Here is a 13,280-nt window from a genome sequence, read left to right on the forward strand (position 1 = left end):
CGCCCCCGGATTAGCACCTTCGAGTGAACGAAGGGGGTTCTCCGGGGGCGGTCGTCTCAGACGCGGCCGGGGCGACTCAGCCGGGGGTGGGGCCCGCGGTGACGTCGTGGTCGGGAACGGCCTGTCCCGAACGGATCAGTTCGATCCGCCCCATGACCTTCGAGCGCAGGTCGCTCGGCACGTCGTCCGACCCGCAGCAGCGCTTGACCAGCTTCTTCACGGCCTGCTCCAGGCCGTACTTCTCAAGACAGGGGTTGCACTCGCCGAAGTGGGTCTCGAACTTCGTGCAGTCGCTGTCGGGCATCTCGTGGTCAAGGAACTCGTACAGGTGGTCCAGGACCTCGGCGCACTCCGTCTCGTGCGGCTCTCCGCAGCTCATGAGCCCGAGCCTTTCAGGTCGTTCGACTCTCCCGCTCCGGCGGGGACCAGCCCGCGCTCGCGGGCGTAGTCCTCCAGCATTCCGCGGAGTTGACGGCGGCCACGGTGCAGTCGGGACATGACCGTACCGATGGGTGTACCCATGATGTCCGCGATCTCCTTGTACGCAAAGCCCTCTACGTCGGCAAGATAGACCGCGATGCGGAACTCCTCCGGAATGGCCTGGAGCGCCTCCTTCACGTCCGAATCGGGCAGGTGGTCGAGCGCCTGCGATTCGGCGGACCGCAGCCCGGTGGACATGTGCGACTCGGCGCGCGCCAACTGCCAGTCCTCGATCTCCTCCGCCGCGCTGCGCTGGGGCTCGCGCTGCTTCTTGCGGTAGGAGTTGATGAAGGTGTTGGTCAGGATGCGGTACAGCCACGCCTTGAGGTTGGTGCCCTCGCGGAACTGGTGGAAGGACGCGTACGCCTTCGCGTACGTCTCCTGGACCAGGTCCTCGGCGTCGGCCGGGTTGCGCGTCATGCGCAGCGCGGCGGAGTACATCTGGTCGAGGTAGCCGAGGGCGTCCCGCTCGAAGCGCGCGTTGCGCTCCGGGGTCGTCTCCTCCGCGTGGCCTTCGTCGGTCCCGGCGACAGGACCCACCTCCTCCGACAGCGTGGCGGCTCCGAAAGCGGATCCGCTCGAATCGGAGAATAGTCGACCTTCCCGGGCCTGCGCCGCCCGAAGCGTCCCGCGCTTGGGTGCGGGCAGCACCGTCCAGTCCAGGTCAGCGGCCTGCCGACGGTTCTGGCTGATGACCTGGGTCATGCGCTCCCTCTCCTCCGACGAACGTTCCCGTGCGTACCGACACCCGGTTAACGACGGGCCCGGGCGCCGCATTCCCGGGCGTGACAAGGGTTCACCCGCCCGGCGGGCCGCTCCCTGCGGCCGGTTCCCGAGGAGTGATCCGGATCACCCGGGAATCCGTCAGATCGGTCTCAGAGCGGGAGCCGGTCGAGCCACTCGGCCACAGCCTCCGTGATCGCGGCGAGGGTCTCGGCCTGGGTCGTGTCCGCCCGTTTCGGCACCGCGAAGCCGTGGTCGCCGTGCGGAACGGCCACGAGCTCGTACGGGGTGCGCGGGCCGGGCGGTGCGCCGGCGGCGGGAGGGAGGCCGGGGCCGGGGCCGGGGGGCGGGAATTCCTCCGGGTGTCCGAAGGGGTCGCGGCCGCCTTGGACCACCAGGGTGGGCCGCCCGGCGCCCAGCAGTTCCTCGGCCCGGGACTTCTCGGGCCGGCCCGGCGGGTGCAGCGGGAACGCCAGGGCCAGCACCCCCGCCGCGCCCAGCCCTGCGGCGGTCCGGCACGCCACCCGGGCCCCGGCGCTGCGGCCGCCGGCGACGACGGGCGGGCCCGCCGCGCTCAGGGTGGGCCACAGGGCGCGCCAACCCTCGTCCAGCACCTTGGGCGCGGCAGCGACCTTCTTCCCGGCGACCCGCCAGGGCTGTTCGACCAACGCGACGGTGATCCCGCGGCCGGGCAGGGCGGCGGCCAGTGCCTGGAGGTCGCGGGCCTCGATCCCGCCACCCGCTCCGTGGCCGACGGCGAGTACGAGCCGGGCCGCGCCGGCGGGGTGCCAGGTGATGCGGGCCTCGCCCGCCGGCGTGTCGACGCTTTCGGTGTGCGTGGTCATGGGCCGATCATGCCGCGCGGCAGGGGGCTCAGAAGAGCGTGGCCTCTTCCGGCGCGGCGAGCTCGTTCAGCAGTTCCGGCCCGTTGTTGCGCACGTTGCTCACGGCGGTGGAGACCGGGTAGGCCCGCATCAGGGCGCCGGGCGGCGGCGCCAACAGTGCCTGGAGCTCGTCCACGTCGGTGCGGGCGGGGTCGAGCCAGGGGTCCCACTTGTCGGGGGTCAGCATCAGCGGCATCCGGGGGTGGATGTCGGCCAGCGAGCGGGGGCCTTCCTCGGGCGCCACGGCCAGCGGTCCGCTCTCGGCCTCGGTGGTGATCACCGAGCAGGTCGCCCACCAGGCGTTCGGGTGCTCGTCGGGCAGGGTCCGGTCGCGCCAGAACTCGTATATGCCCGCCATGGCGAAGGCGGTTCCATCGGCGGGGAGCACGAAGTACGGCTGCTTGCGCGCCCGCTTCTTCTTCCCCTCGACCTCGAGCTGCCGCTCGTCGTGGGCGGTGACCCACTCGAAGTAGCCGTCGGCGGGGACGATGCAGCGGCGCTGCGCGAAAGGTCGGCGGAAGGACGGCTTCTCGGCGATCGTCTCGGCCCTGGCGTTGATCATCCGGGCGGCGCCCTCGGGGCCGTTCGCCCAGGAGGGGACGAGCCCCCACCTCAGCACGCGCAGCTGTCGAACCGGACGGCGGCTCGGCGCGTCCTTCACAGGACGGTCGAGGACGACGTGGACCTCCTTCGTCGGCGCCACGTTGAAATCGGGGGCCAGGGACTCCTCGGGCTCCCACCGCTCGACGCCGAAGATCCGCGCCAGTTCCTCGGGCGCCCGGCTCGCTGCATACCTTCCGCACATGGCTGACACACTGCCATGGCCCTCTCCCCCTACCGCAAGGAGTCCGCCACTCCATGGACAGCACGATGACGGCCGGTCTGTGGGACCGGCTGAGCGGCATACAGGCCGAGCCCACCTGGTGGCTGGTGGCCGCGGCGGGGCTCGCCGCGCTGGCGGCCGTGGCGCCCCGGCCGGTGTGGCGACTGTCCCGGAACGCGATCACCATCGCGCACGAGGGCGGCCACGGGCTGCTGGCGCTGCTGACCGGGCGCCGGCTCGACGGCATCCGGCTGCACTCCGACACCAGCGGCGTCACCGTCAGCCGCGGCAAGCCCAGTGGGCTCGGGATGGTGCTGACCGCCGCCGCCGGGTACACGGCGCCCTCGCTGCTCGGGCTCGGCGGGGCCGCCCTGCTCTCGGCGCACCGGATCACGCTGCTGCTGTGGGCGGCGACCGCCCTGCTGATCGCGATGCTGGTGATGATCCGCAACGCGTACGGGCTGCTCACGGTGGTGCTGACCGGCGGGGTCTTCGTGCTGGTGTCCTGGCTGACCCCGGCCGAGGTGCAGGCGGTGTTCGCGTACGCGGTGGTGTGGTTCCTGCTGTTGGGCGGGGTCCGGCCGGTGTTCGAGCTCCAGGTCAAGCGCCGCCACGGCGGGGCCCCCGACTCCGACGCCGACCAACTGGGGCGGCTCACCCACGTCCACCCGGTGGTCTGGCTGCTGTTCTTCCACGCCGTCGCGCTGTGCGCGCTCATCGGCGGGGCGCGCTGGCTTCTCGGCCTCTGAGACGCCCCCGGTGAAGTGCCCGGGGTGGGCCCCGAACGGGCCCCGGCCACGCTCTGGGCCTGGGCGAAGCCACTAAAGTGGAGGCCATGACCGAGACCCCCGCGCCCCACGCCCTCTGGCCCGCCCCGCTCGCGGACGGCGCCGTCCACGCCACCGTCACCGTGCCGGGCTCCAAGTCGGTCACCAACCGGGCCCTCGTGCTGGCCGCGCTGGCGTCCGAGCCGGGCTGGGTGCGCCGTCCGCTGCGTTCGCGCGACTCCCAGCTGATGTCGGACGCCCTGCGCGCGATGGGCGTCGGCATCGAGGAGACCGTGTCCTCCAGCTCCGCCGGCGGGGGCGCGGGCGGGGAGGCCTGGCGGGTCATCCCGGCGGCCCTGCACGGCCCGGCCACCGTCGACGTCGGCAACGCGGGCACGGTCATGCGCTTCCTGCCGCCCGTCGCCACCCTCGCCTCGGGCGACATCCGCTTCGATGGCGACCCGCGCTCCTACGAGCGCCCGCTGGGCGAGGTCATCAACGCCCTGCGCGTCCTCGGTGCCCGGATCGACGACGACGGACGGGGCGCGCTGCCCCTGACCGTGCAGGGCGGCGGAGCGCTGGAGGGCGGGACCGTCGAGATCGACGCCTCGAACTCCTCGCAGTTCGTCTCGGCGCTGCTGCTCTCCGCGCCGCGCTTCAACCAGGGCGTGGAGGTCCGCCACGTCGGTGACACCCTGCCCTCCATGCCGCACATCCGGATGACGGTGGAGATGCTGCGCGCGGCGGGCGCCCAGGTCGACACCCCCGAGGCGGGCGGCGAGAAGAACGTGTGGCGGGTCACCCCGGGCGCCCTGCTGGGCCGTGACCTGGTCGTCGAGCCGGACCTCTCCAACGCCCAGCCCTTCATGGCGGCGGCCCTGATCACCGGTGGCACGGTGACCGTCCCCGACTGGCCGCGCCGCACCACGCAGCCCGGCGACGCGTTGCGCCGGATCTTCACCGAGATGGGCGGCTCCTGCGAGCTGACCGACGCGGGCCTGGTCTTCACCGGCAGCGGCAAGATCCACGGCATCGACGTGGACCTGGGCGAGGTCGGTGAGCTGACGCCGGGCATCGCGGCGGTCGCGGCGCTGGCGGACTCCGAGTCCGTGCTGCGGGGCGTACGCCACCTGCGGCTGCACGAGACGGACCGACTGGCGGCGCTCACGGCGGAGATCAACGGCCTCGGCGGCGATGTCACCGAGACCGAGGACGGGCTGCGCATCCGCCCGCGCCCGCTGCACGGCGGTGTGTTCCACACCTACGACGACCACCGGATGGCGACCGCCGGCGCGGTGATCGGCCTGGCGGTGGACGGCGTACTGATCGAGAACGTGGCGACGACCGCGAAGACCCTGCCGGACTTCCCGGCGATGTGGGCCGACATGCTCGGCCAAGCGCCTCGGGGCGCGGGAGCGTAGGGCCCGTCATGCGCAGGTACGGCAAGAACACCGACGAAGACGACATCCGCTCGCGCCCCAACCCCAAGGGCAACCGGCCGCGTACGAACATCCGCCCCAAGCACGAGGACGCGGCCGAGGGCTTCGTCCTGACCGTCGACCGGGGCCGGCTCACCTGCCTGGTCGGGGACCGCGCGGTGCACGCGATGAAGGCCCGTGAACTGGGCCGCAAGGCGGCGGTGGTCGGCGACCGGGTCTGGATCGTCGGTGACCTGTCCGGGAAGAAGGACACCCTCGCCCGGATCGTGCGGATCGAGGAACGCAAGTCCGTCCTGCGGCGCACCGCGGACGACGACGACCCGTACGAGCGGGTGGTCGTCGCCAACGCCGACCAGCTGGCCATCGTGACGGCGCTGGCCGACCCGGAGCCGCGGCCGCGCATGATCGACCGCTGTCTGGTGGCCGCGTACGACGCCGGCCTGGAGCCGCTGCTGGTGCTCACCAAGTCGGACCTGACCTCCGCGGACAAGATCCTGGAGATCTACTCGACGCTCGGGGTGAACTACGTCGTCACCAACCGCGAGGAGCTGGCGACCGGTGACGCCGCCGACCGGGTGCGCGAGCGACTGAACGGCCGGATCACCGCCTTCGTCGGCCACTCCGGGGTCGGCAAGACCACCCTGGTCAACTCACTGGTCGCCGAGGGCCGCCGGCGGGCGACCGGGCACGTCAACGCGGTCACCGGCCGGGGCCGGCACACCACCACCTCCGCCCTCGCGCTGCCGCTGCCCGGCGGTGACGGGTGGGTCATCGACACCCCCGGCGTGCGCTCCTTCGGCCTGCACCACGTCGACCCGTCCCGGGTGATCCTGGCCTTCCCCGAACTGGTGGGGGGTACGGAGGAATGCCCTCGCGCGTGCAGCCACGACGAACCCGACTGCGCGCTCGACCGGTGGGTGGAGGAGGGTCACGCGGACCCGGCGCGGCTGTACTCGCTGCGGCGACTGCTGGAGACGCGGGAGCGCCGCGAGGGCGACTGACGGGAGCGGGCGGCCCGCGGTCCCGGCGGGACGCTCGTGTTTGCCGAAGATCGCGTCGGGATAAATGCATAATCGCACCAGGTGACGCGACGTCACGTGACGCGGGACGCGGGGAGGCACATGCCATGGCGTGGCTGCTGGTCGTGGTCGCCGGGATCCTGGAGACCGGTTTCGCGGTGTGCCTCAAGCTCTCGCACGGGTTCACCCGGATGTGGCCCACGATCGCCTTCGCGTCGTTCGCGCTCGGCAGTTTCGGCCTGCTGACCCTTTCGCTCAAGAAGCTCGACGTGGGCCCGGCGTACGCCGTGTGGACCGGGATCGGGGCGGCCGGCACGGCGATCTACGGCATGGTCTTCCTCGGTGACCTCGTCTCCACCCTGAAACTCGTCTCGATCTCGCTGGTCATCCTCGGCGTCATCGGACTCCAGCTGTCCGGTTCGGCGCACTGACCAGCCCGAGCAGCCCGGCCGCCGCCGGCTCCTCCCCCGGCGCGCCCGGGGCTATCACGTAGGACAGCGCGAGCCGCACGACCAGCTCGCACCGGTGCGCCGGCTCCGCCGGGAGCGCGGCGGACGCCCGGTCGCGAACGGCGCGCACCAAATCCCCGGGCTCGAGCGCCGGGACGCCGGGCCGGGCCCCCCGCCCGGGCGGGACGGGCAGGTTCCCGGTCCACGCCCCCGTCAGCAGGGCCCGTACGAGGGGGCGCGCGCGGGCCGCCCGTACGGTCCACTCGGCCACTCCCGCCAGCCGCTCGGCGGTCGCCGCGGGCGCCTCCAGAGCGCGCTCCACACCCGCGAGGTACCAGTCGGCCTCCCGCCGGACCAGGGCGCGCCCGAGGCCCGCCTTCCCGCCGAACTCGTTGTACAGGGTCTGCCGGGACACCCCGGCGGCCGCCGCCACCTCGACCATCCGCACGGCGGGCCAGGCGCGCGCCGCCAGCGCCGCTCCCGCCGCTTCCAGCAAGGACTCCCGCGCCGCCGCCATCGTCGCCTCCCCCGCTCCCCTCCCCCGCCCGCCTTCCCGCCAGAGTTGACGGGGCGCCAGGTCCTGTCAAGGGCGCCCGTCGGCCGTACCGTGGACGGCGTTCGCCGGTCGGCCGCCGTCTCGATACTGTTCGGGCATGCCCGAGTATGACGATGACCTCCGCCTCGCCCTCGAACTCGCCGACGCCGCGGACGCGGCCACCACCCAGCGCTTCCGCGCCCTCGACCTCCAGGTGGAGACGAAGCCGGACATGACCCCGGTGAGCGAGGCCGACAAGGCCGCCGAGGAGATCATCCGGGCCGGAATCCTGGCCGCGCGGCCCGATGACGCCATCCTGGGCGAGGAGTACGGGCTCAAGGGCGACGGCCCGCGCCGCTGGGTCGTCGATCCGATCGACGGCACGAAGAACTACGTCCGGGGCGTCCCCGTGTGGGCGACGCTGATCTCGCTGATGACCGAAGGCGCGGACGGGGTGTTCCGCCCGGTGGTCGGGGTCGTCTCCGCGCCGGCGCTGGGCCGCCGCTGGTGGGCCGCGAAGGGCAGCGGCGCCTGGGCGGGCGGCGCGCTCGGCGAGACCACGGCGATCGGCGTCTCGAAGGTGGCGACGCTGGGTGACGCGTCCTTCGCCTACTCCTCGCTCTCGGGCTGGGAGGAGCAGGGCCGACTGCCCGGCTTCCTGGACCTGACCCGCGCCTGCTGGCGCACCCGGGCCTACGGCGACTTCTGGCCCTACATGATGGTCGCGGAGGGCTCGTTGGACGTGTGCGCCGAGCCGGAGCTGAACCTGTGGGACATGGCCGCCATCGCGGTCGTCGTCGAGGAGGCGGGCGGCCGCTTCACCGGCCTGGACGGCGTCGACGGGGTGCACGGCGGCAACGCGGCCGCCTCGAACGGCCTGCTGCACGAGGAGATGCTGGCGCGCCTGCGCCCGCGCCCCTGAGGCGCCCTGACGCGCCGTCGGTGCGCTCGGCCGGGCGGGTGTTGCCGACCGCGTCCTCTTGATGACCCTGCGTACGCGTGGGAGTCTGGGACTCCCCCGCTTGTGCGCTTGTGAAGCCCTTCTCTTGAGGCGGCTCCGTCACCCGGCGCACCCACCCATGCGGGGACTCACCCAGGAGGTGGCTCTCTTCATGCTCGTCCGCGACGCCATGAGCACCGTGATCCTCACCCTCGGACCCGCACACACCCTCCGACAGGCGGCCTGCCTGATGTCCGGCCGGCGCGTCGGCGCGGCCGTCGTCCTCGATCCCGACCACAGCGGTGTCGGCATTCTGACCGAGCGCGACATCCTCAACTCCCTCGGCGCGGGCCACGACCCGGACCGGGAGTCGGTGGGCGCGCACACCACCAACAACGTCGTCTTCTGCACCCCCGAAGCGACGGTCCAGGAGGCCGCCGAGGCCATGGCGCACGGCGGTTTCCGCCATCTGATCGTGCTGGAGGACGGCGGCCCGGTGGGCATCGTCTCGGTGCGTGACGTCATCCGCTGCTGGGTGCCGGCGCGGCGCAGCGCCGTCCCCGCGTAGCGCCGTATCCCGGTAGCCGCGTACCGGCGCGTCGTAGCGCGCGCGTCCCTACGCACGCCGACGGGCCGGCACTCCGAGGAGTGCCGGCCCGTCGTGTCGCCACGGCAAGCGATCCGTCTCAGCCGCGGAGGGCCTGGACCGCGGCGTCCAGCCGCTTGCCGAAGTCACCGTCCGCCTGGCGGAAGTTGTTGATCGCGCGGTCGACGATGTCGTCACGGGAAACCTTGGCGATGAAGCCTGCGAGGTTCTCGATCAGACGGCCCCGCTCGTCCTCCGACATCAGGCGGTAGAGGTTGCCCGCCTGGACGAAGTCGTTGTCCTCGCGGTGCACCGGCGTGGCGTGGTTGCCGGTGCCACCCGTCAGCTGGACGGGCTGCCACAGCGGACGGTCCGTCTGGAACGGGCCGCCGAAGCTGTTCGGCTCGTAGTTCTTGGCACCCTTGTGGCGGCCGTCGTAGAGGGCGCCGTCACGGGAGTGGGTGCGCGCCTCGGTGGCGTGCGGACGGTTCACCGGCAGGTGGTCGGCGTTGATGCCGACGCGGTAGCGGTGGGCGTCGCCGTACGCGAAGAGGCGACCCTGGAGCATCTTGTCCGGGGACGGCCCGATGCCGGGGACGAAGTGGGCCGGGCTGAAGATGCTCTGCTCGACTTCGGCGAAGATGTTCTCCGGGTTGCGGTTGAGCTCCAGCTTGCCGATCTCGATCGGCGGGTAGTCCGCGTGCGGCCACACCTTGGTGAGGTCGAACGGGTTGAAGCGGTACTCGGCCGCCTCGGCCGCGGGCATGATCTGGACCTGCACGGTCCAGCTCGGGAAGTCGCCGCGCTCGATCGACTCGCGCAGGTCGCGCTGGTGCGAGTCGGGGTCCTCACCGGCGAGCCGGTTGGCCTCCGCCTGGGTGAGGTTCTTGATCCCCTGGTCGGTCTTGAAGTGGTACTTGACCCAGAAGACCTCGCCGGCCTCGTTGTTCCACTGGAAGGTGTGCGAGCCGAAGCCGTCCATGTGGCGGTAGGAGGCCGGGATGCCCCGGTCGCCGAAGAGCCAGGTCACCTGGTGGGTGGACTCGGGGCTCAGGCCCCAGAAGTCCCACACGTTGTCGGCTTCCTGCGAGCCGGTGTACGGGTCGCGCTTCTGCGTGTGGATGAAGTCCGGGAACTTGATCGCGTCACGGATGAAGAAGACCGGGGTGTTGTTGCCGACGAGGTCGTAGTTGCCCTCTTCGGTGTAGAACTTCAGCGCCCAGCCGCGCGGGTCACGACGGGCGTCGGCGCCGCCGAGGCTGTCGGCGACGGTGGAGAAGCGCAGGAACGTCTCGGTCTGCTTGCCGACCTCGGACAGGAACTTCGCGCGGGTCCACTGCGAGACGTCCCGCGTGAGCGTGAAGGTGCCGTACGCACCGGCGCCGCGGGCGTGCACGATGCGCTCCGGGATTCGCTCGCGGTTGAAGTGCGCGAGCTTCTCCAGAAGGAGCTGGTCCTGGACGAGCACGGGCCCACCGACGCCGGCGGTCTCACTGTTCTGGTTGTCGGCGACCGGTGCTCCGGCCTCCGTGGTGAGCGGTCCCTGCGTCACGTGCGCCTCCTGCGTCATCCTGCGTGTCCTGCCCTCGGCTTCTGCCAGAGCCGATCCTATAATAGACATTGTCTAAGTCAAGCAGTCATCTAAGTCCGAACCGGTTCGGGAGTTACACCGAATCCCCGCACTGTTACGCTGGGGAGTATGAGTGACCTGCTGGAACGACTTCGCGGACGCGGATGGCGCATGACCGCACAGCGGCGCGTCGTGGCCGAGGTGCTCGACGGTGACCACGTTCACCTGACGGCCGACGAGGTGCACGCACGCGCGGTGACCAAGCTGCCGGAGATCTCCCGGGCGACGGTGTACAACACCCTGGGCGAGCTGGTCAGCCTCGGCGAGGTGCTGGAAGTGTCCACGGACCGCCGCGCCAAGCGGTACGACCCCAACGCCCACCGTGCGCACCAGCATCTGGTGTGCGCCCAGTGCGGCGCGATCCGCGACGTCCACCCGGCGGGCGACCCCCTGGCCGACCTGCCGGACGCCGAACGCTTCGGCTTCGTGGTCTCGACGGTCGAGGTGACCTACCGCGGGGTGTGCCCGAACTGCGCGGGCGCCTAGACCCGGACCCGGACGCGGCGGGCCCCGGAGCTTTCACCGGCTCCGGGGCCCGCTTCTTTTCGCGCCGTTCTCAGGGGCAAACGCCGAAGGCCCGGATCTCCAGGAGATCCGGGCCTTCGGGCTTGAGTAGCGGGGACAGGATTTGAACCTGCGACCTCTGGGTTATGAGCCCAGCGAGCTACCGAGCTGCTCCACCCCGCGTCGGTAAACCTGACTGTACGCGAAGCCGTCCGGCAGATGCAAATCACTTAACGTTCGGCGCTCCCGACCGATCCAGCCTCGCCGCCGGCCCAATCAGTCCCCGCCGGCGTTTGAGGCGCGGGTCAGGGCAAACCAGCCCCGCCGGCGTTTCAGGCGCGAGGTCCGGGGCGGAGCCCCGGAAAGCCGGCGCAGCCGGGGCCGCTCCGCGCGACGGCGCCGCACCCGATCCGCACGCCCCGGGACGGCCCCCGGCACCCCGGTAACCCCGGCAACCCCGGCCAGGGCTACGCCGACAGCTCCTCCGCCAACGCGTCCCGCAGCCGCGCCGCCCGCTCCGACACCTCCGCCGGCCCCAGTTCCATGGCCCGCACGCACCACTTCTGCCCCTCGTTCAGGTCCCCCTGCCGCGCCGCCAGCAGCCCCAGCCGCAGCGCCGCCCGGCCGTGCCCGGCCACCGCCGCCCGCGTCCACCACAGCGCCGCCTCCGGTTCGTTCCCTTCCCGGGCCAGCAGCAGCCCCAGGTTGAACGCCCCGTTCCGCGAGCCCGCCTCCGCCGCCTCCCGGTACCAGCGCGCGGCCGCCGCGAGGTCACCCCGCGCCGCCGCCAGCATCCCGACGCGGACCTGGGCCCGCCGGTGGCCCAGCTCGGCGGCCCGCTCGTACCACTCCTCGCTCTCGGTGCGCTCGACCCCGCCGACCGGCTCGCCCAGCGCCACCGGCTCCGGCGGCGGGGCCAGCGACTCCAACAGCGCGGCCAGCCTGAACGCCGCCTCCGCGCTGCCGCCGCCCGCCGCGCAGCGCAGGTGCCGCTCCGCCGCCCGCTCCTCGCCGTCGCGTACCAGGGCGATGCCGACCTGGAGCGCCGCGTCGGTGTGCCCGGCCGAAGCGGCCCGCTCGTACCACTTCAGCGCCGTCCGGTCCTCGTCCCGGCTGGCGAACAGGATGCCGAGGTTGAAGGCGGCGTCCACGCTGCCCGCCTCGGCCGCCTTCGAGAACCACGGCTCGGCGCCCTCCGCGTCCCCGCCCTGGAGCAGCAGGATCGCCAGGGCGTTGGCCGCCTCGCGGTGACCCGCGTAGGCCGCCCGGCGGTACCACTGCTCGGCCTGCGCCGTTCGCTCCTGCGCGGCGCACAGCAGAGCCAGGTTGTACGCCCCGTTGTGGTCGCCCGCGTCCGTGGCGACCCGGTACCACTTCTCGGCCGTCTGGGGCTCGCCGCGGGCCGCGTGCAGCGCGCCCAGGGCGTTGGCCGCGTTGCCGTCACCGTCCTCGGCGGCCCGGCGCCACCAGGCGGCCGCGCTCTCCTCGTCCCCGGCGTCGCGCAGCAGGAAGCCGAGGGCGCACGCGGCCCGCGCCTCCCCCTGCTTCGCCGAGGTCAGGTACCAGCGCCCCGCCTCCTTCAGTTCCCCCCGCGCCTCCAGCATCGCGCCCAGGTGCAGCGCGGCCCGGCGGTGTCCGCGCGCGGCGGCCTGCCGGTACCACTGCTCCGCCTCGACGGGGTCGCCCTTCCTCAGGTGGCGGGCCAGCCGGTACGCGGCTTCGCGGTGCCCCTGCTCCGCCGCGGCGCGGAACCACCGCTCGACGCCCTTGTCCCCGCGGTGTTCCAGCAGGTCGGCCAGCCCGTAGGCGCCGAGGGCGTGGCCGGATTCCGCCGCCTGGCGCATCCAGTACTCGGCCGCCGGCTCGTCGCCCCGCTCGCGGTAGTGCCGACCCAGGGCGTGCGCCGCCGGCGCGGAACCCGCGACGGCGGCGACCCGCCACCAGCCGGCGGCGTCGTCGGGGTAGCCGCGCTGGTGCAGCAGCACCCCGAGGTTGTTGGCGGCGGCGCGGTCCCCCTCGGCGGTGGCGCCCCGCAGGTACGGTTCGGCCCCGGCCAGGTCGCCCCGGCGCAGCAGCAACGCCCCGAGCACGCTCATGGCGCCCGGGTCCCCCTTGTCGGCGGCCACGCGGTGCCGGGCCTCCAGCTCCGCGTCACTGGCCACGTCGGTTTCGACGAACGCTTCGTCCGCGAAATCCGCATCGGTCAATGCGGTCTGCGCGTTAACGGTCTGAGCCCCCTTCTCGGCTTCCCTGCCCGACTCGACCTCCGACCTCACAAACCGCCCTGTCTCCAGCAGAGTTGACCTGTCCCCCATAAATCCCATCGTCGCATCACCTGCTACCCGCGTACACCTGGTATGTCGCAGCCAGTGAGGTCACTACAGCGTTTTGTCGACATGCCCACAGAGAGACAAGTCAAACACGCTCCCACCCCAACTCACCCGCCCCAGTGACCTCGTGACCGCCGTGTTCCCCCGGACGGTCAACCCCGGACATGACGA

At 72.5% G+C, this 13,280-nt stretch carries 14 protein-coding genes and 1 tRNA gene; 7 read left to right on the forward strand and 8 right to left on the reverse strand.

Annotation, left to right across the window (positions count from 1 at the left end):
• Window positions 1-76 precede the first annotated feature (76 nt).
• The 4 genes from rsrA to ACV7NM_RS11490 form a co-directional block, all read right to left on the reverse strand.
• On the reverse strand, window positions 77-379 hold the full coding sequence (gene rsrA, locus ACV7NM_RS11475; protein WP_463410205.1) for a mycothiol system anti-sigma-R factor: 303 nt from the start codon (window positions 377-379) through the stop codon (window positions 77-79).
• Window positions 376-1,020, reverse strand: coding sequence for a sigma-70 family RNA polymerase sigma factor (locus ACV7NM_RS11480; protein WP_008741505.1), 645 nt, complete (start codon window positions 1,018-1,020; stop codon window positions 376-378). The genes rsrA and ACV7NM_RS11480 overlap by 4 nt, the downstream gene beginning before the upstream one ends.
• A 335-nt stretch (window positions 1,021-1,355) precedes the next feature.
• Window positions 1,356-2,048 (reverse strand): alpha/beta hydrolase family protein, encoded by a 693-nt coding sequence (locus ACV7NM_RS11485; RefSeq protein WP_463410206.1) that lies wholly within the window; start codon window positions 2,046-2,048, stop codon window positions 1,356-1,358.
• A 28-nt stretch (window positions 2,049-2,076) separates the two neighbouring features.
• A complete protein-coding gene (locus ACV7NM_RS11490) occupies window positions 2,077-2,892 on the reverse strand; it encodes an SOS response-associated peptidase (protein ID WP_463410207.1) in 816 nt (271 codons plus the stop codon).
• Between the two features lie 53 nt (window positions 2,893-2,945).
• Between ACV7NM_RS11490 and ACV7NM_RS11495 the strand changes: the two genes are divergently transcribed.
• From ACV7NM_RS11495 to ACV7NM_RS11510, 4 genes are all read left to right on the forward strand, one after another.
• Window positions 2,946-3,659, forward strand: coding sequence for a M50 family metallopeptidase (locus tag ACV7NM_RS11495; RefSeq protein ID WP_463410208.1), 714 nt, complete (start codon window positions 2,946-2,948; stop codon window positions 3,657-3,659).
• An 86-nt stretch (window positions 3,660-3,745) separates the two neighbouring features.
• Window positions 3,746-5,098 carry a 3-phosphoshikimate 1-carboxyvinyltransferase gene (gene aroA / locus ACV7NM_RS11500; RefSeq protein WP_463410209.1) on the forward strand — a complete coding sequence of 451 codons (1,353 nt, stop codon included), beginning with the start codon at window positions 3,746-3,748 and terminating at the stop codon, window positions 5,096-5,098.
• 8 nt (window positions 5,099-5,106) lie between these two features.
• Window positions 5,107-6,117 (forward strand): ribosome small subunit-dependent GTPase A, encoded by a 1,011-nt coding sequence (rsgA, locus tag ACV7NM_RS11505; RefSeq protein WP_463410210.1) that lies wholly within the window; start codon window positions 5,107-5,109, stop codon window positions 6,115-6,117.
• 125 nt (window positions 6,118-6,242) lie between these two features.
• Window positions 6,243-6,566 (forward strand): DMT family transporter, encoded by a 324-nt coding sequence (locus ACV7NM_RS11510; RefSeq protein ID WP_463410211.1) that lies wholly within the window; start codon window positions 6,243-6,245, stop codon window positions 6,564-6,566.
• On the opposite strand, the gene ACV7NM_RS11515 is transcribed toward ACV7NM_RS11510, so the two are convergent.
• On the reverse strand, window positions 6,532-7,101 hold the full coding sequence (locus ACV7NM_RS11515) for a TetR/AcrR family transcriptional regulator (RefSeq protein WP_463410212.1): 570 nt from the start codon (window positions 7,099-7,101) through the stop codon (window positions 6,532-6,534). The two genes, ACV7NM_RS11510 and ACV7NM_RS11515, sit on opposite strands and share 35 nt — an antisense overlap.
• A gap of 136 nt (window positions 7,102-7,237) precedes the next feature.
• Here ACV7NM_RS11515 and hisN point away from each other — a divergent pair, with 136 nt between their 5' ends.
• Entirely contained in the window at window positions 7,238-8,041 is an 804-nt protein-coding gene (gene hisN, locus ACV7NM_RS11520) for a histidinol-phosphatase (RefSeq protein ID WP_463410213.1), read from the forward strand.
• 190 nt (window positions 8,042-8,231) lie between these two features.
• Entirely contained in the window at window positions 8,232-8,627 is a 396-nt protein-coding gene (locus ACV7NM_RS11525; RefSeq protein WP_401528949.1) for a CBS domain-containing protein, read from the forward strand.
• Between the two features lie 118 nt (window positions 8,628-8,745).
• Here the strand turns inward: ACV7NM_RS11525 and ACV7NM_RS11530 are convergent, their stop codons facing one another.
• The gene (locus ACV7NM_RS11530) at window positions 8,746-10,215 is read right to left on the reverse strand and encodes a catalase (protein ID WP_463410214.1); all 1,470 of its coding nucleotides are present in this window, start codon (window positions 10,213-10,215) and stop codon (window positions 8,746-8,748) included.
• 129 nt (window positions 10,216-10,344) lie between these two features.
• Here ACV7NM_RS11530 and ACV7NM_RS11535 point away from each other — a divergent pair, with 129 nt between their 5' ends.
• Window positions 10,345-10,761: a Fur family transcriptional regulator gene (locus ACV7NM_RS11535; RefSeq protein WP_463410215.1), complete on the forward strand. Its 417-nt coding sequence runs from the start codon at window positions 10,345-10,347 to the stop codon at window positions 10,759-10,761.
• Window positions 10,762-10,888: 127 nt separating this feature from the next.
• Here ACV7NM_RS11535 and ACV7NM_RS11540 read toward each other — a convergent pair.
• Both ACV7NM_RS11540 and ACV7NM_RS11545 read right to left on the reverse strand, forming a co-directional pair.
• A tRNA-Met gene (locus tag ACV7NM_RS11540) sits at window positions 10,889-10,962 on the reverse strand.
• Window positions 10,963-11,246: 284 nt separating this feature from the next.
• The gene (locus ACV7NM_RS11545; RefSeq protein WP_463410216.1) at window positions 11,247-13,094 is read right to left on the reverse strand and encodes a tetratricopeptide repeat protein; all 1,848 of its coding nucleotides are present in this window, start codon (window positions 13,092-13,094) and stop codon (window positions 11,247-11,249) included.
• Between the last annotated feature and the right edge of the window lie 186 nt (window positions 13,095-13,280).

This window comes from Streptomyces sp. Tek67B01 (genome assembly GCF_055231995.1).